The organism is Variovorax sp. JS1663, from assembly GCF_002157355.1.
GTDB lineage: Bacteria > Pseudomonadota > Gammaproteobacteria > Burkholderiales > Burkholderiaceae_C > Variovorax.
The window spans coordinates 76,768-97,298 of sequence record NZ_LYMK01000016.1 but is presented as its reverse complement, the minus strand read 5'-3'; the positions used below and the strand labels follow the sequence as shown (position 1 = coordinate 97,298).

Sequence of the window (20,531 nt, the reverse complement as noted above, 5' to 3'; positions counted from 1 at the left end):
ACCCTCGATCGTTTCAGAAGGCGTAAAGGTCGACGAGACCGCTTCATTGATCGTCCGGGAGGGGGTCCGTACCGTACACCCCCAGACGCACGGTGCTCATCGGCGTCGCACCCAAAACTCCGGAGACGCTTTGATGAGTTCACACTGGATTTCGATCTACGTACTGGTGGGCATGTTCGTGCTCGCCACGGTGCTGCCGATCAACATGGGCGTGATCGCCTTCGTCGGTGCCTTCCTGGTCGGCACGCTGGTCGCCGGCATGAACGCGAAGGCGATCATCGGCGGCTTTCCCGCCGACCTGTTTCTCACCCTGGCCGGCATCACCTACCTGTTCGCGCTGGCGCAGAACAACGGCACCATCGACTGGCTGGTCAGGCTGGCGGTGCGTGCGGTGCGCGGGCGCATAGCCGCCATTCCCTGGATCATGTTCTTCATCGCCGCGCTGCTGACGGCGGTGGGTGCCGTGAGCCCGGCCGCGGTGGCCATCATCGCGCCGATCGCGCTCGGCTTTGCCGCCAAGTACGGCATCAATCCGCTGCTCATGGGCCTGATGGTCGTGCACGGCGCGCAGGGCGGCGGCTTCTCGCCGATCAGCATCTACGGCGGCATCACCAACAAGATCGTCGCCAAGGCCGGCCTGCCCCTGAGCGAGATGGCGACCATGTTCGCCAGCCTCGGCGTCAACCTGTCCGTGTCCTTGCTGCTGTTCTTCCTGATGGGGGGCATGAAGCTGCTGCGCCAGAAGGCCGACGTGAGCGGCGCAGTGCCGGCCACGCGCCGCGCTGCCCATGCACAGGGCGGGGCGCAGGTGTTCGGCGATGCGGAGGCCGAATCGTTCGCGGAAGAGCGGCGCATCGCGACGGCGGCCGGCGAATCGCTCATGGACGTGGCGCCGGCAGTCCCGGCCGACGCCGGTTCGCGCCTCTACCAGATCGCCACCGTGCTGGGCCTGCTGGCGCTGGCCGTGCTGACGCTGTTCTTCAAGCAGGACATCGGCTTCGTCTCGATCACCATCGGCCTCCTGCTGACGCTGATGGCGCCCGATCTGCAGAAGCGCGCCCTGGGCCAGGTGTCATGGCCGGAGATCATGCTGATCGTCGGCGTCAGCACCTACGTGGGCGTGCTGGAAAAGATGGGCACCATCGATTTCGTCGGCCACAGCGTGGCGGGCCTGACCTCGCCGCTGATGGCGGCCCTGCTGCTGTGCTTCGTCGGCGCGGTGGTGTCGGCATTCGCCTCCTCGACCGCCGTGCTCGGTTCGCTGATCCCCCTGGCCGTGCCCTTCCTGCAGGGCGACAACGCCGTCAGCGCCATCGGGTTCATCGCCGCCATGGCCGTCTCCTCGACCATCGTCGACGTCAGTCCCTTCTCCACCAACGGTGCATTGGTGCTCGCCAATGCGAAGGGCGTGGACCGCAACGTGTTCTTCCGGCAACTGATGGTGTACGGCGCCATCGTGACGCTGGTCGCGCCCGTGGTGGTGTGGCTGCTCTTCGTCGTACTGTAGGCACCGGCTCCACCCACTTCATTCAACCCGATCCACTCCATGAACTCCAGCCCCTGGAATCTCAAGGCCGAGGACCGCGCCGCCCGGCTGGCACGCGCGGCCACCGCGCTCGGAACGCGGCTCGACGGCAAGCGCGTCGATGCCGATGCCGTCGGCACCCTGCTCGAAGCCGTGCTCCTGCCCGGCGATCGCGTCTGCCTCGAGGGCAACAACCAGAAGCAGGCGGACTTCCTCGCGCAGGCGCTGGTGAACGTCGACCCGCAGCGCGTGCACGGCCTGCACATGGTGCAATCGGTGCTGGCGCTGCCGGAGCACCTGGACATCTTCGAGAACGGCGTCGCCGCGCGGCTCGACCTGAGCTTCTCGGGACCGCAGGGCGCGCGCCTGGCCAAGCTGGTGTCGGGCGGCCGCATCGAGATCGGCGCGATCCACACCTACCTCGAACTGTTCGCACGCTACTTCGTGGACCTGACGCCCAAGGTGGCGCTGGTCGCGGCGCAGGCGGCCGATGCCGAGGGCAATCTCTTCACCGGCCCCAACACCGAAGACACGCCGGCCATCATCGAGGCCACCGCGTTCTCGGGCGGCATCGTGATCGCGCAGGTCAACGAATGGGTGGACGGCAAGACCACGACGCTGCCGCGCATCGACATCCCGGCCGGCTGGGTGAACTTCGTCGTCAAGGCACCGCGGCCCAATGTCATCGAGCCGCTGTTCACGCGCGACCCGGCGCAGATCAGCGAGGTCCAGGTGCTGATGGCGATGATGGCGATCAAGGGCATCTATGCCGAGTACGGCGTGCAGCGCCTGAACCACGGCATCGGCTTCGACACCGCGGCGATCGAGCTGCTGCTGCCGACCTATGCCGAATCGCTCGGCCTCAAGGGCAGGATCGGCAAGCACTGGGCCTTGAACCCGCACCCGGCGCTGATCCCGGCGATCGAGGCGGGCTGGGTCGAGTCGGTGCACTCCTTCGGCTCCGAGCTGGGCATGGAGGACTACATCCGCGCGCGCTCCGACGTGTTCTTCACCGGGCCCGACGGCAGCCTGCGCAGCAACCGGGCCTTCTGCCAGGCGGCCGGCCACTACGCCTGCGACCTGTTCATCGGCTCGACCCTGCAGATCGACCTCGACGGCAACAGCTCCACCGCGACGCTGGGCCGCATCGCCGGCTTCGGCGGTGCGCCCAACATGGGCGCCGATGCACGCGGCCGGCGCCATGCCAGCCCGGCGTGGCTGCAGGCCGGGCGCGAGGCGCGGGCCGGGCGCACCGGCGCGGCCGGCACGCCGCGCGGGCAGAAGCTGGTCGTGCAGATGGTCGAGACCTTCCGCGAGCACATGCAGCCCGCCTTCGTCGACCGGCTCGATGCCTGGACGCTGCAGGAGCAGGCCGGCATGGCCCTGCCGCCGATCATGATCTACGGCGACGACGTGTCGCACATCCTCACCGAGGAAGGCATCGCCAACCTGCTGCTGTGCCGCAGCGACGCGGAGCGCGAGCAGGCCATCCGCGGCGTGGCCGGCTACACCGCGGTGGGCTTGGCGCGCGACCGGCGCGCGGTGGAGAACCTGAGGGACCGCGGCGTCATCCGCCGACCGCAGGACCTGGGCATCGATCCCCGCCAGGCGACGCGCAACCTGCTGGCCGCACGCAACATGCGCGACCTCGTCCGCGCCTCGGGCGGCCTGTACCAGCCGCCCAAGCGCTTCAGGAACTGGTAACCGGAGATCCGACGATGAGTGACCTTCCCGCAGGGCTCGAAACCCTGGACTTTTCTTTTACCGGCGGCCGGCCGGCCGGCGCCTTCGCGCCGGTGCTGGTCGGTGTCGTCGGCTCCGGCAACCTCGAGGTCATGCTCGAGCCGGCCGCAGGCGACGGCTGCGCGGTGCGCGTCGAGACCTCCGCGCGCGGCTTCGGGCCGATCTGGCAGGCCGTGATGAACGACTTCCACGCGCGCCATCCGCTGGCCGGCGTGCGCGTTTCGATCAACGACATGGGCGCCACGCCCGCGGTGGTGAGCCTGCGGCTCGACCAGGCGGTGGCCGAGATCACCGGAGGACAGCCATGATCAGCTATGCCGAGTGCTCGGCGCGCGAGCGGCTGGCGCTGCTGCTCGACCCCGGGAGTTTTCACGAATGGCTGCCGCCGAGCGAGCGGGTCATGAGCCCGCACCTGGCGCAGCTCGGCGTGCCCTCGGCCTTCGACGACGGCGTGGCGGTCGGCCGCGCGACGCTGGGCGGCCGCCAGGTGTTCGTTGCCGCCCAGGAAGGCGCGTTCATGGGCGGCGGCGTCGGCGAGGTGCACGGCGCCAAGCTGGTCGGCCTGCTGCAGCGGGCACTGCGCGACCGGCCGGCTGCCGTGCTGCTGCTGGCCGAGTCCGGCGGCGTGCGCTTGCACGAAGCCAATGCGGGGCTGATCGCCGTGTCGGAAGTGATGCGCGCGCTGCTCGACGTGCGCGCTGCAGGCATCCCGGTCGTCGTGCTGATCGGCGGCGCCAACGGCTGCTTCGGCGGCATGGGCATCGTGGCGCGTTGTGCCGACTTCATCGTGATGAGCGATGTCGGGCGGCTGGCGATGTCGGGGCCCGAAGTGATCGAGGCCTCGCACGGCGTGGAGGAATTCGATTCGCGCGACCGGGCCCTGGTGTGGCGCACGACCGGCGGCAAGCACCGATGGCTGACGGGGGACTGCGATGCGCTGGTCGAGGACGATGTCGCTGCGTTTCGCGCGGCAGCCGTCGCGGCGATCGACGCATCGAGGCCCTTGACCCTGGCGGGCCTGGAGGAGGAGCACGCACTGCTCGCGGCACGCCTGCGTGCCCTGCCGGCCGACAGCGAAGGCCGCGACGAAGCGACGCTGCTCTGGCGCGCACTCGGCATCGATGACGCGGAGCACGTCCCCGAGCTTCCGGTGGAAGCCATTCGCGCCCTGCGCGCCCACTAGCCAGGAGCCCCAGATGCAATGGAATTCCCTTGTCACCGAGCTCTTCGGCCCCTACCACGGCATGCGCGCAGCCGGCGACTTCCTGCAGGGCGAAGTGATGTTCGAAGGCGAGCCGCTCACGGTGATCGGCACCACGAACCATGCGCCGATCGGCGTCCGGCTCGCCCTGGCGCAGGCCCGCGTGGTGCTCGACACCCTCACCCGGCACCCCGGCCGGCCGATCCTGCTGCTGATCGACACACAAGGCCAGCAGCTGCGCCGGCGCGATGAATTGCTCGGCATCAACCGTGCGATGGCGCACCTCGGCGCAAGCATCGACCTGGCGCGCCGCCGCGGCCACCGCGTGATCGGCCTGGTGTACGACCAGGCCTTGTCCGGCGGCTTCATCACCTCGGGGCTGATCGCCGACGCGTGCTACGCGCTGCCGGATGCGGAGATCCGGGTCATGCGCATTCCCGCCATGGCGCGGGTGACCAAGCTGCCGGAGGACAAGCTCACGGCGCTGTCGAAGTCGAATCCGGTGTTCGCACCCGGCGTGCAGAACTACGTGGCCATGGGCGGCGTGCGTGCCCTGTGGCGGGGCGACCTGCAGGCCTGCCTGCGCGAGGCCCTGGCCCACACGCCGACCGAAGACCTGCGCGCGCAGGACGGCGCCGAACGGGGTGGACGCCGGCTTGCGGCCGGTGTGGTGCAGCGCGTGCTGGATGCCGCCTGAACGGCAAGGCACCATGGGAACGCAGCGCTTGCGTCGCCATCAGCTGGTCCGGCTCACCGATGCCGGCTGGCGCGCGATCCTGCAGCGCCCATGGGACGCGCAGGCCGGCGCCTGCCTGTCGCATTGGGCCATCCATCGCCTGCCACTGGTCGTGACACGCCAGCCGGCCGATTCGTTCGCGGATGGATCGATCGCACTCGGGCTGCCTGCCCCGGCGCGATGGGACCGGCGCCGTCTGCCGCTGCGCGTCCCGCCTGCAGCGGTCCTCTACGTCGATGCATTTCCACGTCTCGCCGACGTGCGCGGACTGGTTCCCCGATCGGCGGCCCGCCCGGTGCGCGCACTGGACGCGGCATTGCAGTGCCGGCAAGCCGATGTGCGCGTGTTCGGCAGCTACGGTTGGCAGGCGATGACCGGCCTGAGCTATGTGCGATCCGAGTCCGACCTCGATCTCTGGATCGGCGTCGACGGCATGGAGCAGGCTGATGAGGTCGCAGGGCAGCTTCACGCCTTCGGCACCGCGAAGCCGCGGCTGGACGGCGAATTCGTGTTCCGTGACGGCGCCGCGGTGTCGTGGCGTGAGTGGGTCGAGTGGCGCGCCGGACGCACGCGCGGCCTGCTCGTCAGGCGCCTCGACAGCGTGGCCTTGCACCACGACCTCGCCTGGTGCGAACGCGCCAGCATCTTCGCGGAGCTGGCTGCATGAAGACGGCGGTGCTTCGGGCAACGGCGTCCTCCAGCCTCACGCCGGGCGCCATCGGGCGCGCAGCCACCCTCGCGCTGCACGACGAACTGTCGCTCGCGCCCAAGCCGGGCCTGGTGACGCTGATCGACGCCGGCAGCCATGACGACATGGATGCGCACACCTTCATGCGCAGCCTGTTCTCGCTGCGCCGCTACTTCGCTCAGATCGCCGAAGCCGGCGCTCGCGGCGCCGATTTCGCCGTGCTCGAGCAGTGCGGCATCGCGGCGGAGGCCCGCATGCTCGCGGCCACCGGCGGCGTCAACACGCACCGCGGGGCGATCTTCATGCTCGGGCTGTTGTGCGCCGCGGCAGGCGCGGTCTGTCGAGAGCGCGGCATCACACTGCATGCGCAACACCTGCGCGATGCCTTGCGCCGGCACTGGGGCGATGCGCTGGCCGCTCGCAGCCGGCGCCCGCCCCTTCTCCCTGGTGGCATCGCCGCGCGGCGCCACGGCCTGCGCAGCGCCTCCGAAGAGGCGGCGCTGGCATTCCCGGTGTTGTTCGAGACGGCGCTCCCCGCCCTGACGGAAGCGCTGGCCCGTGGCCTGACGCCCTCGCAGGCGCGGCTCGACACCCTGTTCCACGTCATCGCCGTGCTGGACGACAGCAACCTCGCGCATCGCGGCGGCCTCGCCGGCCTGCGCTGGGCCCAGCGCGCTGCGCGGGCGTTCCTCGATCGCGGCGGCGTCGCGCGGCCCGATGGGCTCCGAGAGGCGCAAGCCATCGCCGACGATTTCGTGCGGCGGCGCCTGTCGCCCGGTGGTGCGGCCGACACGCTCGCCGCCGCCTGCTGGATCCGGCGCGTGTGCCCAGGATCATGAGCTTCGCACTGCTCTTTTCCGGCCAGGGCACCCAGCATCCGGCGATGCTGCCCTGGCTGGCCGACGACGCCCTCGTGCGCGACATGTGCACCCGGCTGGGCATCGACGACTGGCGCCAGTCGCTCGCCGACCCGGGATGGGCCGAGCGCAACGACAACGCGCAGACGCTGTTGACCGGCCTCGCCCTGGCGGCCTGGGGCCAGCTGGCGCCCCTCGTCGCATCGCCGGCCGCCGTCGCCGGCTACAGCGTCGGCGAATTGGCGGCCTTCAGCGCGGCCGGCGTGGTCGAGCCCGCCACCGCCGCGGCACTGGCGCCGCTGCGGGCCGAGGCCATGGATCGATGCGCCGCCCGCGTGCCCGGCGGTCTGCTGGCCTTGAGCGGATTGCCCGAGTCGCGGCTCGAGCAGTTGCGCGTCGAAGCCGGCCTTGCACTCGCCATCCGCAACGCAAAAGACAGCGTGATCCTCGGCGGCCCGAGCGCCGCGCTGGACCAGGCGGAACGCGCGGCCCGGGATGCCGGCGCGCAGTGCACGCGCCTGCGGGTCCATGTGGCATCGCACACGCCCTGGATGCGCGAGGCCGCGGAGCAGTTCGCGCAGACGCTGGCGGACGTGCCGTTCCACGCGCCCCGCGTCGTGCTGTTCAGCAATGCGCGGGATCGCATCCGGGATGCGGCCGCGGCCCGTACCGCCCTGGCCGCGCAGATCGCCACGACGGTTCGCTGGGACGAATGCATGGAGAACGTCATGGCACGCCAGGTGCGTTGCGTCCTGGAGCTGGGCCCGGGCCAGGCCCTGGCGCGCATGTGGAACCAGCGCCACCCCACCGTTCCAGCGCGCGCCTGCGACGACTTTCGCAGTGCCGCAGCGATTGCCGCCTGGCTGAACAGCCACGCGGACCGATGAAATGAAGGACGCCCGCGTGTCCGGCACGGCCGCCCACGATGGCGTGCCTGGGCTTCAGCTGAACGCCGGCGCGAGGCCGTCCCAGCACAGGTACTTCACTTCGAGGAATTCCTCGATGCCGTGGTGCGAGCCCTCGCGCCCCAGCCCGCTCTGCTTCACGCCGCCGAAGGGCGCCACCTCGTTCGAGATCAACCCGCAGTTGATGCCGATCATGCCGGACTCGATGGCTGCCGATGCGCGCCAGATGCGCGCGGCGTCCCGGCTGTAGAGGTAGGCGGCGAGCCCGTACTCGGTGGCGTTGGCGACGGCGATTGCTTCGTCATCTTCCTCGAAGCGGATGAGCGGTGCGAGCGGCCCGAAGGTTTCTTCGCGCGCCAGCGCCATCCGCGACGTGGCGCCGGTCACGACGGTCGGCTCGAAGAAGCGGCCGCCGAGCGAATGGCGATGCCCGCCGTGCAGCACCGTCGCACCCTTTGCGATGGCGTCCGCGATGTGCTCCTCCACCTTCCGGACAGCGGCGTCGTCGATCAGCGGACCGAGCTGTACGCCCGGTTCCAGGCCATTGCCGACGCGCAAGCTGCGGACACGCTCGACCAGCCTGGCGGCAAACGCCTCGTACACGCCGGCCTGGACGAGCACCCGGTTGGCGCTGATGCAGGCCTGCCCGGTGTTGCGGAACTTGGCCGCGACCACGCCGTCTGCCGCCGCATCGAGGTCCGCGTCGTCGAAGACGACGAAAGGTGCGTTCCCCCCCAGTTCCATCGAGCACTTCTTGATGGTGCCCGCGGCCTGCGCCAGCAGCACGCGCCCGACCTCGGTCGAACCGGTGAAGGTGATCTTGCGCACCAGCGGATGGGAAGTGAGCTGGTTGCCGATGTCGCGCGTGTCGTTTCCCGTCAGCACGTTGAACACGCCTGCCGGCACACCGGCGCGCCGGGCCAGCTCCGCCAAGGCCAGTGCCGTGAGCGGGGTCTGGCTCGCAGGCTTGACGACCATGCTGCAGCCTGCGGCCAGCGCCGGGCCCGCCTTGCGGGTGATCATCGCCGCGGGGAAATTCCAGGGCGTGATGGCGGCGCAGACGCCGATCGGCTCCTTCAGCACCACGATGCGCTGAGTGTCCTTCGGCGCCGGGATCACGTCCCCGCGCACCCGCTTGGCCTCCTCGGAGAACCATTGGAGGAACGACGCCGCGTACTGGATCTCGGTCTTCGCTTCAGCCAGCGGCTTGCCTTCCTCCAGCGTGATCAAGGTCGCCAGGTCGTCCCCGTGCAGGATCATGAGGTCGTACCAGCGGCGCAGCACCTCCGATCGCTGCTTGGCCGTGGTCCGGCGCCAGTCGAGGAACGCGCGGTGTGCAAGCTCGATGGCCTGCGCCGTCTCGTCCTGCCTGAACCGAGGCAGCTCGGCGAGCGGCTCGTCGGTGGCGGGATTGCGCACGCTGTACTTGCCGTGCGGCGTGGCATCGATCCACTCGCCGCCGACGAAAGCGGCGGCGCGGAACAGTTCGGGGTCCTTCAGCAGGTTCTTCATGGTTCGCTGCATCAGCCGATGCGCTTGGTTTCGAAATGGACAGGCAGGGGCGTGGCCAGTCCGGCAGCGCGGGCGAGGTCGAGGATCATCCCGGCGACCACCACGTCCTGCAGGCCCGAACCGACGGACTTGTACATGGCGATTCCGCCTGCGGGACGGTCCGCCTTGCCGGCCAGCAGGTCATGGAGGCTGATGCACTTCGCATCGGGTTCGGCGCCGTCTTTGCGGGCGGCCAGCATGTCCCCGGATTCCTCGAGCACTTCCTCGACGTTGTCGCAGACGATGAGGCCGGCGCGCGCCACCACGCTGCTGTCGACCTCCCGCTGATCTGGGAGCGTCGACCCGATGGAGACCACCGTCGCATGGGGCTCCAGCCAGGCGCCCTGCAGGATGGGTTTCTCGCCATACGAGCGGGCGGCAGCCAGCACGATGTCGGCGCCGCCTGCGGCCTCGGCCGGCGATTCGACCGCGCGCGCCGGGATGCCCAGCTCGGCGCTCATCTCGGCCGCGAAGGCTGCGCGCTTGGCCGGCGTCGGACTGAACACCCGGATCTCGTGCAACTCGCGCACCGAGGCGATGGCGAGCGTGTGCATGCGCGCTTCCAGCCCGCTTCCCAGGACGGCCAGGCGGGCCGCGCCAGGCGGCGCCAGGCGGTCCAGGGCAGCTGCGGATGTGGCCGCCGTGCGATAGGCGGTGACCAGGTTGCCGTCCACGATCGCGGCGAGCGAGCCCGTTGTCGCGTCGAACAGCACCACGGCGTACTCGAGCTGCCGGCCTGCCGGCCCGAAGGCCATGCCCATCAGCTTGGCGCCGTAGTAGCGGGATCCCGGCGGCACCGCCGTCATGGTCCGGAGCGAGGCGCGCTCCGCGGCCCCTGCAGCGATCGTGCGTCGGGGTACGGCCTGCGGCCCCATGGGCCGCGCATAGGTTTGCTGCAGGGCATGCACGGCAGGCAGCCACCGAAAAACGGCTGCAGCCGTTTCGGAGGAGACGAACAGGGGCGCATCGGCCACAGCGCTCGTGGATGGATTCACGTCGGGGAGGTTCATTCGAATTTCAGGTTGGCTTCATAGATGACGCGCCGGTACAGCCGGGTGTCGTGGCGCACCTGGTCGATCAGCAGGCTCGGAGGTCCGGAACGAGGAAGCATTCCGAGTTCGCGAAAGCGCGCCTTCAGTCCTTCGTTCTGCACCGCGACGTTCAACGCCTGGTTCAGGCGCTCGATCACCGGCGCAGGCGTACCGAGCGGGGCGAAGATCCCGAGCCAGGAGGCTGTTTCCATGCCCTTCAATCCGGCTTCCGCCACGGTGGGCACGTCCGGCATCCGCGGGTCGCGCTCGGTGCCCGACACCGCCAGGACCCTGACCCGGCCCGTCCTGGCGAGCTCGATGGCCGTGGCGTCGAAGGTGAGGTCAATGCGGCCTGCGGCCACTTCCGTGAGCGCGCTCGAGGTGGACCGGTACGGAATGTGGACGAGGTAGGTGCCGGTCAAGGCCTTGAACAACTCGCCGCCCAGATGCGCCCCGCTGCCCGGGCCGGCGCTGCCGTAGGTCAGCTTCCCTGGGTTCTTGCGGGCGTAGTCGATGAACTCCTGCAGCGTCTTCACGGGCAGTGCCGCATTGACGACCATCGCGATCGGGTACACCGAGGCGATTCCCACGGGCGCGGCCGCCGTCGCCGCGTCGTACTTCACCGACGGGTCGACCAGCGGGAGGATGCCGTAGGCGATGTTGGTGAGCAGCAGCGTGTTGCCATCCGGCTTTGCCGCGAACACCGCGGACGTTCCGATCCGCGTGCCTCCACCCGGCCGGTTCTCGACGATCACGGGCTGGCCCAGGGCCTGGCCCAGCTGCTCGCAGATGACGCGCGCACCGATGTCCGTGATGCCGCCCGCGCCGTAGGGCACGATCACGCGGACCACCTCGGCGCCGCCGGCGGATGAAAGCAGGAAGCAGCCGACGCCGCCAAGGAAGGCGCGGCGTGCAAGGTGCGTCATGGTGTCGTCTCCAGTTCTGGTGTGCCGATGCCAGGACGTGCAGGGCCGTCCTCGCACTTCGCTCAGCAGGGATGCCGCCCCACCATGAATGCGCCGTCCGGATCGGAGGTCACGGGAAGCCCGGAAGCCACCAGCCCCTGGCGAAGCACTTTCATGAAGCGGTCGGGAATGCGCATCGCGGGCGCGCGCAGCGGGCCGCCGTTGAAGCCCGCCAGCCAGTCCTGGTACTTCCACATGGTCCGGTTCAGGAAGGAGGTGCCGCCGATGTAGGCCTGGGTCGCGGCCGCATTGGCGCCGCGCGCGGGGTTGACCTTCCAGTACATCTCCATCGCCTGCTCGAATTCCCCCTTGCGGGCCAGCTCGAACGCGCGCGGGTAGTAGTGGCTCATCCACTGCGTGTTGCTGGTGCCGGAGAACTGCATCTTCATCACCCCCATGAGCGGGATGGCGTCGCCTTCGATCGGGCAGCTGATCACCACCTCGTCGCGGAAGTGGTAGTACATCTCGCAGATGCCGGCAGGCAGCGGAAAGCCCTGCTCGGACTTGATGGCCACGATGTTCGGGCAGTCCTTGAGCAGCCGGCGCACGAATGCCACCGACATGCCCGCCGGATGGATGCGCTCGAAGCCCCAGGCCGGCAGCGGAAACAGCATCACGGCGAGCTTGGTCGCGTCGCAGAACTGCTTGGTGTATTCGTAGACCTCCTGCTCCGTGGTGGGCCAGAACTGCGCGGGATACGAGAGCAGCACCATGGTGGCCCCGGCGTCTTCCGCCAGCTTCACGGCCTCGATGTTTTCCGCGAGCGTGTTGAAGGACGCATGGAAGAACAGGCCGAAGCCGGGGCCCGCCGTCTCCGCTGCCCAGGCCGTGAATTTGGCGTTCTCCTCCGGCGTGATGGCGACTTCGGTGCACAGCAGCGTGTGCTTGAATCCGAGCTCCTTGGCCAGCGCGACGTCGTGACGGATGCCGCGCTCGTTGAGTTGCTTTAGATCGGCCGAATAGCTCGGAATGGTGACGGCCGAGCAGCCGGTCAGGTTCTCCCGGGCCCAGGCCCGGGCGTCTGCGCGCTTGTAAGGAAGCATGGTGGACTCGCTTGTGAGGATGTCAGCCGTGCCCGCGGAAGCCGCGGCACGGAACGCCACAAGACTGTAGGTTCGCCGCGCGCAAGGGACGAGGGGGCGCGCGCGATAGCAGCTATGCGCCCAGGCGAAAGCTCAGGCGGCGTCGGCTCCCGCCAGGACTTGCGGTGCCATCGAAAGCAGGAGTCCGTGGATCTCCCGCGTTGCCAGCGTATGCGGCCGGTGGCGTGCCACCGCGAGCACGATGGCCCGCGCAAGCACCGGCTCTACGATCTTCAATGCGACGAGGCGCCTGCGGTCGTGCGGCGCGATGGACAGGGAGGTGATCGCGTAGCCCGCGGCGGACGCCGCGATCTCGTGCTGCAAACGGATCGAGTTCGCCTCCGCCGCAATCCGCAGCGTCAGGCCCAGCTTGCGCGCGAGCACGGCCAGCCTCTCCCGCAATGGGTGGGGTTCACCGGGGAGCACCAGCGGCAGATGGGCGACCTCCTCGAAGCGGACTTCCCGACGGCCGGCAAGCGGATCGCCGCTCGCGACCACGAGGCAGAGAGCCCCTTCCATCAGGACCGGCTCGTCTGCACTGGCCTCGCCTCCATCGCGCAGCAGCAAGGAGAGGTCCAGTCGACCTTGATCCAGCATCTCCTGCAGTTGCGCGCTCGACCCTTCCGCGAGGTGCAAACGCACCTGAGGGAACTGCTTCAGGACACGCTGGTACAGGGGGCCGGCAAGCGCCGGCACCGTCGAGGGCAGCAGGCCAAGGCGCACGTCGCCGACCGGCACCCCCCGGCTGGCCCGGACCTCGTCGGCAAAGCTCTCCGACTCGGCGATCAGCCGCTTGATCCGGGGATACAGCTGCTGCCCGAGTTCCGTCAGGACGACCCCCCGGCCGGTCCGGCGGAACAGGGGCGAACCCGCATCACGCTCGAGTTGAGCGATATGCCGGCTGACGACGGACTGCGGCACGTCCGCCGCCACGGCCGCGCGCGAGACCGCGCCCAGCTCCGCGACCTTGACGAAGTGATGCCAGCCGGCGTCGATGATGGGCTTCATGCCCGCAATTCTCGCCGCCTCCCTCCGCGCACGGCAGGGCTGCGGCGGGTGCACGAGCCCGGCCCAGGCGCGCTCACATGGGCTGGCCCAGGTACTGGTACGTCTGCAGCATGAGGGCCGCCGACCGCTGCGGATTCGGCACGGGATCCTGCTCGTACTTGCACAGCTGCAGCGAGGCGTTCCACACGGTGGATACCCGCTCGAACCGCCGCGCCGCATAGGCCAGCAGCGCCTCCTCGACTTCCGGATGGGCCTGCGCGCATTGCGCGAGCACCACGGCATCCTCGATGGCCATCCCCCCGCCCGAAGTCATCTGCGGGGTCGGCGAATGCGCCGCATCGCCCACGAGCACAATCCGGCCGCGGTGCCATGGCGCCGGCACGAGCGTGATGTCGAAGGGGCGGACGAGCACCTGCCCGGGCGTGGTGACTTGCGCCAGCGCATCCTGGATCACGGGGGCGGAGAAGCCGTCCAACCGCTCGCGCACCAGCACATCCAGCTGGTCGTCTGGCCAGTGCATGTGCTGGGCGCTGTTCTCAAGGAAGAACAGATAGCACGCCTCCCTGGAGGTCGGCAACGCGCCCACGGTACGCTTGCCGTCCGGCGAGCGATAGAGGCAGAAGCCGTTGACCTCGGGAGGCCGGGGCGCATTGAAGCGCCATGCACTCTGGCCTGCGAACCACACCCGGTGTTCGGATCCAAAGAACAGCTCCCGCAGCTTCGAATAGGCACCGTCTGCCGCAACAACAAGGTCATACGCTGCCTCGCGCCCGTCGGAGAACACGACCTCCACCCGGTCGCCGCGATCGGTCACGGACGTGGCGCTGAGGCCGCGCTCCAGCTTCGCGCCGGCCTCGCTGGCGGCGGTCTCGAGGATCCGGGCGAGTTCCGGGCGGCGGATCCCGATGCCAGGTGGCGTCGGGTTCGACATGAGCAGGTTCCCCGCGGCGTCGTGCTGCTTGAACACTTCGAAGCGCAGGCCGCTGTCGAGGCAGGGCTCGGCCAAGCCGATCTCCGAAAGTGCGCGCATCGTGTTGTGAAGCAGACAGATGCCCGAGCCGACGGTCGACCTCGCCGGCTGGACGTCGATGCAATGCGTCTCCAGGCCTGCCTTGGCCAGCGCGCAGGCCGCCGTCGCGCCGCCGATGCCGCTGCCCACTACCAGCACCCGCTTGGCTTTGTTCATGTGTGTGTCTCCTGTTCAATGACTCGTTGATGCTTGCGCTCGCGCCGGCTGCGCATCGCGCTGTGCTGCGCGGCTGCGCAGTTGCAGGTAAAAGCAGAAGGCGACGGCGTCGATGGCCACCGCGGCCCAGCCGATGGCGCCGTAGCCGAAGAACTTGACCAGGGTACCGCCGAGAACCGGGCCGATGGCAGACCCGATCATCAGCATCGCCGGCGTCGCGGAAACGGCCCGCCCGGACGGATCCAGTTCGGCCAGCACCCCGAAGGTGAAGATGTGCGTGAAGATGACCGCGGAGACGAAGAAGGCCCCTGCCGCCGCATAGGCCGGGAATGCCGTGCTCGCGACCAGGGCCACTGCCAGGGCCGCCTGGGCCACCGCGCCGCCGAGCACGACCTTGCGAGCATCCACCCTGTGCTGCAGGAACGCCGCGATCGCGCCCGGCGCCAGGTTGACGATCCCGACGGCGATGAGCACGAGATGCAGGTTGGAGGGCGTGAATCCGCGATCGGCGCCCATCCGCTCCAGAAAGCTGAACACCATGGCCTGCGTCACGTTCATCAGGCTGATGCCGGCCATGGCGCACCATGCGGCCTTCGGCAGCGGAGCCGCTCGAGCGACGTGCACCTCGGCAGCGCTGCGGCCAGGTTGCACGTTCGGAAACGCCAGGGCCGTGATGGCGCAGGCCACGAGCATGATGCCGCCGAAGATGGCAAAGAGCCCCGCTCCTCCGACCGCCGCGATGATCTGGGGCGCAGCCGCCATGTAGGCCACGCCGAACACGCCCACCGCCACCTGCATGAAGCCGAACATCCGATGCGGATTGCGCGTGAGGGCGACGGTGCCGTGCGTGATGCTCAAGCCGACGCCGGTGGCCATGCCGCCCAAGGCATGCAGCAGGGCCAGCGTTTCGAACTGGCTGCTGCGCATGCAGGCCAGGAATGCAGCGGCCGAGCCGGCATAGGCGATGGGGACGATCCAGCGGCCGCGCAGGCTGTTGAAGCGCGGGGCCACCACCAGGCTCGCCGCGACGGCGCCCGCCAGGAACAAGGTCGCGAGCGCGCCCGCTTGCTGCGGGTCGAAGCCGAAGCGCGCGATCAGCGTGCCGACCCAGACCGGCAGCGCCACGATGTCCACCATTCCCGCGCAATGCGCGGCCATCAGCGCGACGCGCGCGCGCAGCTTGTCTGTCGAATTCATGGGAAGTCTCCTTCGTAGGATTTCAATCGACGGCGCGCGGCGAAGCGATCCACAGCGCGCCCTCCTCGTCGTGCTCCACGCTCACGGGCGTGAGCGATTGCCCCATGCACGGTCCCCGGGTGCAGACCCCGGTGTCGATGTCGAACACCGCACCGTGCCCGTGGCAGACGATCGAAGCGCCGTCGGCGCTCAGGTAGGCGTCCCTGCGCCAGGCCAGCGGCGCGCCGGCCACATGCGGGCAGGCATCCAGCCATCCCTGCACGCGATCGCCGCGCCGCACCACGAACATGGGATGGCGCGACACGCTCGCCAGATCGAACCCGCGCGCCGTCCCGTCGGCGAGCTCTTCGAGCCTGCACAGGTACGTCGGCATGCCTGCTCTTCAGTGCGCCTGGCCAGGCGGCGGCGGGCCGCCCGGCGCCCACTTCTCCCGGTGCTGGAACAGGAAGATCTGCGATTCGTCGACCTGCATGGGCGCTTCGCGCGCGACCCAGCTGTCGTCGTGCAGGTCCATGTCCGCGTCGTACTCCACGTGGCAGCCCACGGGGCTGTTGAAGTACCAGAACCAGTTGGAACCGAACTTGTGGCGTCCAGGCCCCCAGAAGGTCTGGTAGCCCTTGGCGGCGAAGCGATAGCCGCACTGCAAGACCGCGGTCGGGCCCGAAAGGTGGAAGGTGAAGTGCTCCACGCCCTTCATGAAGGCCGGCGTCTCGATCAGGAACAGCGTGTGGTGTTCCTGCGTTCCTGCCGGTCGCAGGAAACTGCCGGCGCCGGTGAACCGGTCGGTGCAGCGGAAGCCCAGCCGATCCGTGTAGAACCTGGAGGCCTTGGCCTGGTCGGGCACGAAATACACCACGTGCGAGAGGGTCAGGGGTTGGAACTCGGCATCGGCGCTCGCTCCGACGGTGTTCGGGCCGCGACCTGGTTTGCTGCCGGGCGAGTTCACGGTTTCACCGGCCACCTCGATCTTCCGCCGCGCCGAGACCTGGAACCCGAGAACGAAGCCAAAGTCGTCGGACGCCTCGATGGAGCCATCGGGCAGGCGCTTCACCTCGCGGTCGCGGCCAAGCTCGTCGGCGATGGCCTCCACCGTCTCGCGGTCCGCGACGCCGTAGATCGTCTTACGCAGCATCGAGCCGGTTTCCATCGGCGGCGGCAGCGAGGGGTCGTCGCGGCGCGCGATGACGATGGACGTGCCGTCGACAGCCTCGAAGCGCCCGCCGGATTCGCTGACGCCGACCGGTGTCAGGCCGTAGTCGGTGAAGAACTGAATGCAGGCAGCGACATCGTCGACGCCGAAGACCAGGGAATCGGGTCCCAGGATGTTCATCCTCGTTTCCTTTTCGAGAGTTGGAAGGCTCGACGGCCAGTGTCATCGGCCGCAACCGAATAAATGCTATACGCATCGTATCGATATAGGTTCAGGACAAACCCTTGCAACCGGCCCGCGATCAACGGCTCCCTGATAGCGGCGCTCTCGTCGTGAGTTGGGCGAGTCCATTGCCGGGGCGGCGTTCTTACGGGGTTTCCCGATAGTTTCAATACGGTTCGTCTTGTATTATTTTTGGTACCAACAGGCGTCTCGATGACGGCGCCTCAACTGCGGAGACGACCCATGACGATCTCGAGACGGCAGGCGCTGGGCGCCGGTGTCGCAATGCTGATGACGACACTGGCCGGCAAATCACTGGCGGACGACTACCCCAGCAAGCCGGTGCGCATCATCGTCGCCAACCCTCCAGGGTCAGGGCTCGATGCCGATTCGCGCTTCTGGGCCGCGGGGCTCACGTCCTTGCTGGGCCAGTCGGTGCTCGTCGACAACCGTCCCGGCGGCGCGACCACGATCGGCACCTCGCTGGCCGCCAAGTCGCCTCCCGATGGCTACACCCTGCTCGTCGGCATCCCGAGCTCGCTGTGCTACATGTCCGAGCTGTACACGAGGCTTCCGTACAAGCCCACCGACTTCGACGCCATCAGCCAGCTCACCACCTTGCGCAGCGTGCTCGTGGCCCATCCGGGCCTGCCGGCCTCGACGGCGTCCGAACTCGTGGCGCTGGCCAAGGCCAGGCCGGGAACCATCCCCGCGGGAACACTCGGCATCGGCACCTTCCAGCACCTTCTGGGCGAGTGGTTCGGCACGATCACGGCGAGCACCTACCAGTTCGTCCCGTACAACACCACCAGCCCCTATGCGGCGCTGCTTTCGGGCGAGACGCAGGTGATGTTCGATGCCCTTGCGGCCTCCATGAGCAATATCCGCGCGGGCAAGCTGAAAGCGCTGGCTGTCACCGGCAAGGGCCGCCACCCGCTGCTGCCGAACGTGCCCACCTTCGAGGAACTGGGCATCGCGGACTACGACGCCTCCACGTGGTTCGGACTCATGGCCCCCGCCGGCACGCCCAAGGCCGTGCTGGAGAAGCTGGCCGCTGCGTGCGCCACCTTGGCACGCAAGCCGGAGGTCGTCCAGCGGTACCACGAATACGGCGGCGAGCCCGTAGGCAGCACGCCGGCCGAGTTCTCGGCCTACATCCGTGCCGAACGTGCGAAATGGATTCCGGTGGTGAAGCGTTCCGGCATCAAGCTCGAGTTGAGCTGACGGCCCGGGCACGCGACCTCATGTCACCCACATTGCGGCTTCTTTGGTTCGTCCCTTCGCCCGTGGCCCTGGTCGCCGATGCGTTGCGCCTGACGACAGGCGTGACTCTCCAGGCCGGGCGCAATCCCTCATCCGACGCCCAGTTCGAGGCGCTGGCGTCGGGCCAGGCGGATGCCGTGGTCACGGCCATGGACAACGTGATGGATTGGAACCTTCGCCAGGGGCCACAGGATCTGCGCGTTATCGCACAGCTGGAGCGCACGACCCCGCTGACCCTGGTGGGGCAGGCAGGGCGCACCAGGCTTGAAGACCTGCGCAACGCCACCATCCTCGTCGACGCGCCCCGCAACGGCTTCATCGTGGCCTTGCGCGCGATGCTCGCCGAGGAGGGCATCGGCCCGGACGCCTATGCGCTGGAGCCTGTGGGCGGCGTGAAGGAACGGCACGATGCGATGGTCTCCGGATGCGGCGACGCCACCCTGCTGGGCCCGCCTTTCGACGCCATGGCGCTCGAGGCCGGCCTGAACCGCATCGCGACCGTTCAGGAGCGCTATCCCGCCTTTCCCGGACAGGGCCTCGTGGTGAGCGCAAGTGCCCTGGAACGGCTGCGCCCTGCTCTCTCCGCCTGGCTGGGCGGCCTCGAGAACGCGCGCCGACGCATGGCCAGCGACCCGGAAGCGGCGAGACAGGCACTGGCGCCGGGAGGCTTTCCTGCTCCGGTCGTGGATGCCATGCTTCGTACCGCGCCGGCCTCGCTGTGCCCGTCTCGCGCCGGGATCGAGCTTCTCATCGCGCAGCGCCGCCGCTGCGGCCTGCCCGGCGCCGACACCACCTACGAGGAACTGGTGGAGGCCTCGGTCCTGCCTGCCGCCTGACGTTGCCCTCAGGCGACCTTGCGTTTCCTGGCAGGCGCGGTGCCGGCCTCCTTCTCGCTCGGCGCCAGCATCTGCATGATCGCGGCGCAGTGCTCGTCGGCGAATTTCTTGTCCAGCGGCAGATGCCGCATGAGGAGCCGGAAGTAGATCGGCGCATACAGGATGTCCATCTGCAGTTCCGTCTCCAGGTCGTTGCGGATCTCGCCAAGGCGGCGCGCCTCTTCGACCACCTCGCGCACGACCGCCCGCCGCCCGTACCAGAAACGTTCGCGGAACTCGCGCAGCACATCCGGATCGCTCTGGCCCTCGGCCATGATCTGAGAAACGATGCGTCCCGACCAACCGCTGTACTCCTCGACCAGCAGATGGACATGGCGCGTGAGCGCCTCCCGCGGGCTCGCGACCTTCGGCATGGGCGTGTGGCTCAGGTGGGTGTGCAGGAATGCCTCGATGACCACCGCCGCCTTGGAGTTCCACCAGCGGTAGATGGTGGCTTTGCCCACGCCTGCCTCGCGCGCGATCGACTCGATGGAGATCTGCTGCACCGGCGTCTTCTCCAGAAGCTTCAGCGTCGCATCGAGGATGGCCATGCGCGATGCATCGCTGCGTACGCGTCCGGGCAGGCGCGGGCGGGCCGCAGCGGGGCCCGGGGCGGCGGCGAGCCTCGCAGCAGAAGAGGCCGAAGAGCGGCCGCGAGCCTTGGCTGCGGCGCCTTGGGAAGAGGTTCTGGTAGGCAAGGAATTCCCGGTGGCAGCTGCGACGGCCCCATTATCTGGGACACGGCATCGGACTCACACCCGGGCCCCGGGCTCCAGGTCCAGCAGCACAAAGGCCATGCGGCATGGCTTGCCGGAACGGTTCGCCCAACTGTGGTTGGTCGCTCGCTGGATCAGGATGTCGCCGGCGCGCATGAGCGTCTCGCCTTCGTCCATGAGCGCGTGGATCTCGCCCTCCAGGACGATCGCATAGTCCAGGGACTGCGTCTTGTGGAACCAGAAGTGACGGGCGCCGCCCTTGTCCCGAACCCCGTGTTCGTCGAGGAATCGCGCCAGCTCGGCCGGCTCGTAGACCTCGTCGGGCGGGAAGTCGACCACGCGCAGGAGCGATCCCCCCTTGGAGTGGAAGCCGAACGCCCGGCCGGCGGGTGCCGGATCGGGGCCGGGCGCAGCGGCTTCGCCCGTCGCCCACAGCACCTGTGCGAACGGGGCACCTGGATCCGTCGTGTGGTTCGGCGCCGGCCCGTCCGACACGAAGATGGACTTGCCCTGCTCGTTCTCGCCGGTGACGATGCGGCGCACCGGCCGCGAATGCGCCCAGGTCTTCTCGCGTTGCATCTCGATCGTTGCGTCAGTATTCACGCCAAGGTCCTTTCTGATGGCGATATC

The 20,531-nt window shown here is 68.9% G+C and carries 21 protein-coding genes; 10 read left to right on the top strand and 11 right to left on the bottom strand.

The window, feature by feature from the left end:
- The first annotated feature begins 133 nt into the window (after positions 1 to 133).
- From A8M77_RS15510 to A8M77_RS15475, 8 genes are read left to right on the top strand one after another with little or no spacing between them, the layout of a single operon-like run.
- Positions 134 to 1,507 carry an SLC13 family permease gene (locus A8M77_RS15510; RefSeq protein WP_086922401.1) on the top strand — a complete coding sequence of 458 codons (1,374 nt, stop codon included), beginning with the start codon at positions 134 to 136 and terminating at the stop codon, positions 1,505 to 1,507.
- A 39-nt stretch (positions 1,508 to 1,546) separates the two neighbouring features.
- Complete coding sequence (gene mdcA, locus A8M77_RS15505) at positions 1,547 to 3,229, top strand: malonate decarboxylase subunit alpha (protein ID WP_086922400.1); 1,683 nt, start codon at positions 1,547 to 1,549, stop codon at positions 3,227 to 3,229.
- Between the two features lie 14 nt (positions 3,230 to 3,243).
- A complete protein-coding gene (gene mdcC / locus A8M77_RS15500; RefSeq protein ID WP_086922399.1) occupies positions 3,244 to 3,576 on the top strand; it encodes a malonate decarboxylase acyl carrier protein in 333 nt (110 codons plus the stop codon).
- Positions 3,573 to 4,451, top strand: coding sequence for a biotin-independent malonate decarboxylase subunit beta (locus tag A8M77_RS15495; protein ID WP_086922398.1), 879 nt, complete (start codon positions 3,573 to 3,575; stop codon positions 4,449 to 4,451). The genes mdcC and A8M77_RS15495 overlap by 4 nt, the downstream gene beginning before the upstream one ends.
- A gap of 13 nt (positions 4,452 to 4,464) precedes the next feature.
- A complete protein-coding gene (locus A8M77_RS15490) occupies positions 4,465 to 5,166 on the top strand; it encodes a biotin-independent malonate decarboxylase subunit gamma (RefSeq protein ID WP_086922397.1) in 702 nt (233 codons plus the stop codon).
- Between the two features lie 13 nt (positions 5,167 to 5,179).
- On the top strand, positions 5,180 to 5,872 hold the full coding sequence (gene mdcG, locus A8M77_RS15485) for a malonate decarboxylase holo-[acyl-carrier-protein] synthase (RefSeq protein WP_086922396.1): 693 nt from the start codon (positions 5,180 to 5,182) through the stop codon (positions 5,870 to 5,872).
- Entirely contained in the window at positions 5,869 to 6,732 is an 864-nt protein-coding gene (gene mdcB / locus A8M77_RS15480) for a triphosphoribosyl-dephospho-CoA synthase MdcB (RefSeq protein WP_086922395.1), read from the top strand. The genes mdcG and mdcB overlap by 4 nt, the downstream gene beginning before the upstream one ends.
- Positions 6,729 to 7,637, top strand: a complete 909-nt coding sequence (locus A8M77_RS15475; RefSeq protein WP_086922394.1) for an acyltransferase domain-containing protein — start codon at positions 6,729 to 6,731, stop codon at positions 7,635 to 7,637. Before mdcB ends, A8M77_RS15475 begins: the two co-directional genes overlap by 4 nt.
- Positions 7,638 to 7,691: 54 nt before the next feature.
- On the opposite strand, the gene A8M77_RS15470 is transcribed toward A8M77_RS15475, so the two are convergent.
- The 9 genes from A8M77_RS15470 to A8M77_RS15430 all read right to left on the bottom strand — a co-directional run bounded on the left by A8M77_RS15470 (position 7,692) and on the right by A8M77_RS15430 (position 17,005).
- On the bottom strand, positions 7,692 to 9,167 hold the full coding sequence (locus A8M77_RS15470; protein ID WP_086922457.1) for an NAD-dependent succinate-semialdehyde dehydrogenase: 1,476 nt from the start codon (positions 9,165 to 9,167) through the stop codon (positions 7,692 to 7,694).
- 11 nt (positions 9,168 to 9,178) lie between these two features.
- Positions 9,179 to 10,216, bottom strand: coding sequence for an ornithine cyclodeaminase family protein (locus A8M77_RS15465; protein ID WP_086922393.1), 1,038 nt, complete (start codon positions 10,214 to 10,216; stop codon positions 9,179 to 9,181).
- Complete coding sequence (locus A8M77_RS15460; protein ID WP_086922392.1) at positions 10,213 to 11,163, bottom strand: Bug family tripartite tricarboxylate transporter substrate binding protein; 951 nt, start codon at positions 11,161 to 11,163, stop codon at positions 10,213 to 10,215. The genes A8M77_RS15465 and A8M77_RS15460 overlap by 4 nt, the downstream gene beginning before the upstream one ends.
- 62 nt (positions 11,164 to 11,225) lie before the next feature.
- Positions 11,226 to 12,245: a dihydrodipicolinate synthase family protein gene (locus A8M77_RS15455; protein WP_086922456.1), complete on the bottom strand. Its 1,020-nt coding sequence runs from the start codon at positions 12,243 to 12,245 to the stop codon at positions 11,226 to 11,228.
- A gap of 132 nt (positions 12,246 to 12,377) precedes the next feature.
- Positions 12,378 to 13,292: a LysR family transcriptional regulator gene (locus tag A8M77_RS15450; protein WP_086922391.1), complete on the bottom strand. Its 915-nt coding sequence runs from the start codon at positions 13,290 to 13,292 to the stop codon at positions 12,378 to 12,380.
- A 73-nt stretch (positions 13,293 to 13,365) separates the two neighbouring features.
- Positions 13,366 to 14,478 (bottom strand): FAD-dependent monooxygenase, encoded by a 1,113-nt coding sequence (locus tag A8M77_RS15445; protein ID WP_086922390.1) that lies wholly within the window; start codon positions 14,476 to 14,478, stop codon positions 13,366 to 13,368.
- 15 nt (positions 14,479 to 14,493) lie between these two features.
- Positions 14,494 to 15,675, bottom strand: coding sequence for an MFS transporter (locus A8M77_RS15440; protein ID WP_086922389.1), 1,182 nt, complete (start codon positions 15,673 to 15,675; stop codon positions 14,494 to 14,496).
- Between the two features lie 22 nt (positions 15,676 to 15,697).
- A complete protein-coding gene (locus A8M77_RS15435) occupies positions 15,698 to 16,048 on the bottom strand; it encodes a Rieske (2Fe-2S) protein (protein ID WP_086922388.1) in 351 nt (116 codons plus the stop codon).
- A 9-nt stretch (positions 16,049 to 16,057) separates the two neighbouring features.
- Positions 16,058 to 17,005 (bottom strand): VOC family protein, encoded by a 948-nt coding sequence (locus A8M77_RS15430; protein ID WP_086922387.1) that lies wholly within the window; start codon positions 17,003 to 17,005, stop codon positions 16,058 to 16,060.
- 285 nt (positions 17,006 to 17,290) lie between these two features.
- Between A8M77_RS15430 and A8M77_RS15425 the strand changes: the two genes are divergently transcribed.
- Together A8M77_RS15425 and A8M77_RS15420 are read left to right on the top strand one after the other, a co-directional pair.
- Positions 17,291 to 18,271 carry a Bug family tripartite tricarboxylate transporter substrate binding protein gene (locus A8M77_RS15425; RefSeq protein ID WP_158100937.1) on the top strand — a complete coding sequence of 327 codons (981 nt, stop codon included), beginning with the start codon at positions 17,291 to 17,293 and terminating at the stop codon, positions 18,269 to 18,271.
- Positions 18,272 to 18,291: 20 nt separating this feature from the next.
- The gene (locus A8M77_RS15420) at positions 18,292 to 19,146 is read left to right on the top strand and encodes an ABC transporter substrate-binding protein (RefSeq protein ID WP_086922385.1); all 855 of its coding nucleotides are present in this window, start codon (positions 18,292 to 18,294) and stop codon (positions 19,144 to 19,146) included.
- Between the two features lie 8 nt (positions 19,147 to 19,154).
- On the opposite strand, the gene A8M77_RS15415 is transcribed toward A8M77_RS15420, so the two are convergent.
- Both A8M77_RS15415 and A8M77_RS15410 read right to left on the bottom strand, forming a co-directional pair.
- On the bottom strand, positions 19,155 to 19,736 hold the full coding sequence (locus tag A8M77_RS15415) for a TetR/AcrR family transcriptional regulator (protein WP_086922384.1): 582 nt from the start codon (positions 19,734 to 19,736) through the stop codon (positions 19,155 to 19,157).
- A 201-nt stretch (positions 19,737 to 19,937) separates the two neighbouring features.
- Positions 19,938 to 20,504 carry a cupin domain-containing protein gene (locus A8M77_RS15410; RefSeq protein ID WP_238136836.1) on the bottom strand — a complete coding sequence of 189 codons (567 nt, stop codon included), beginning with the start codon at positions 20,502 to 20,504 and terminating at the stop codon, positions 19,938 to 19,940.
- Positions 20,505 to 20,531 lie beyond the last annotated feature (27 nt).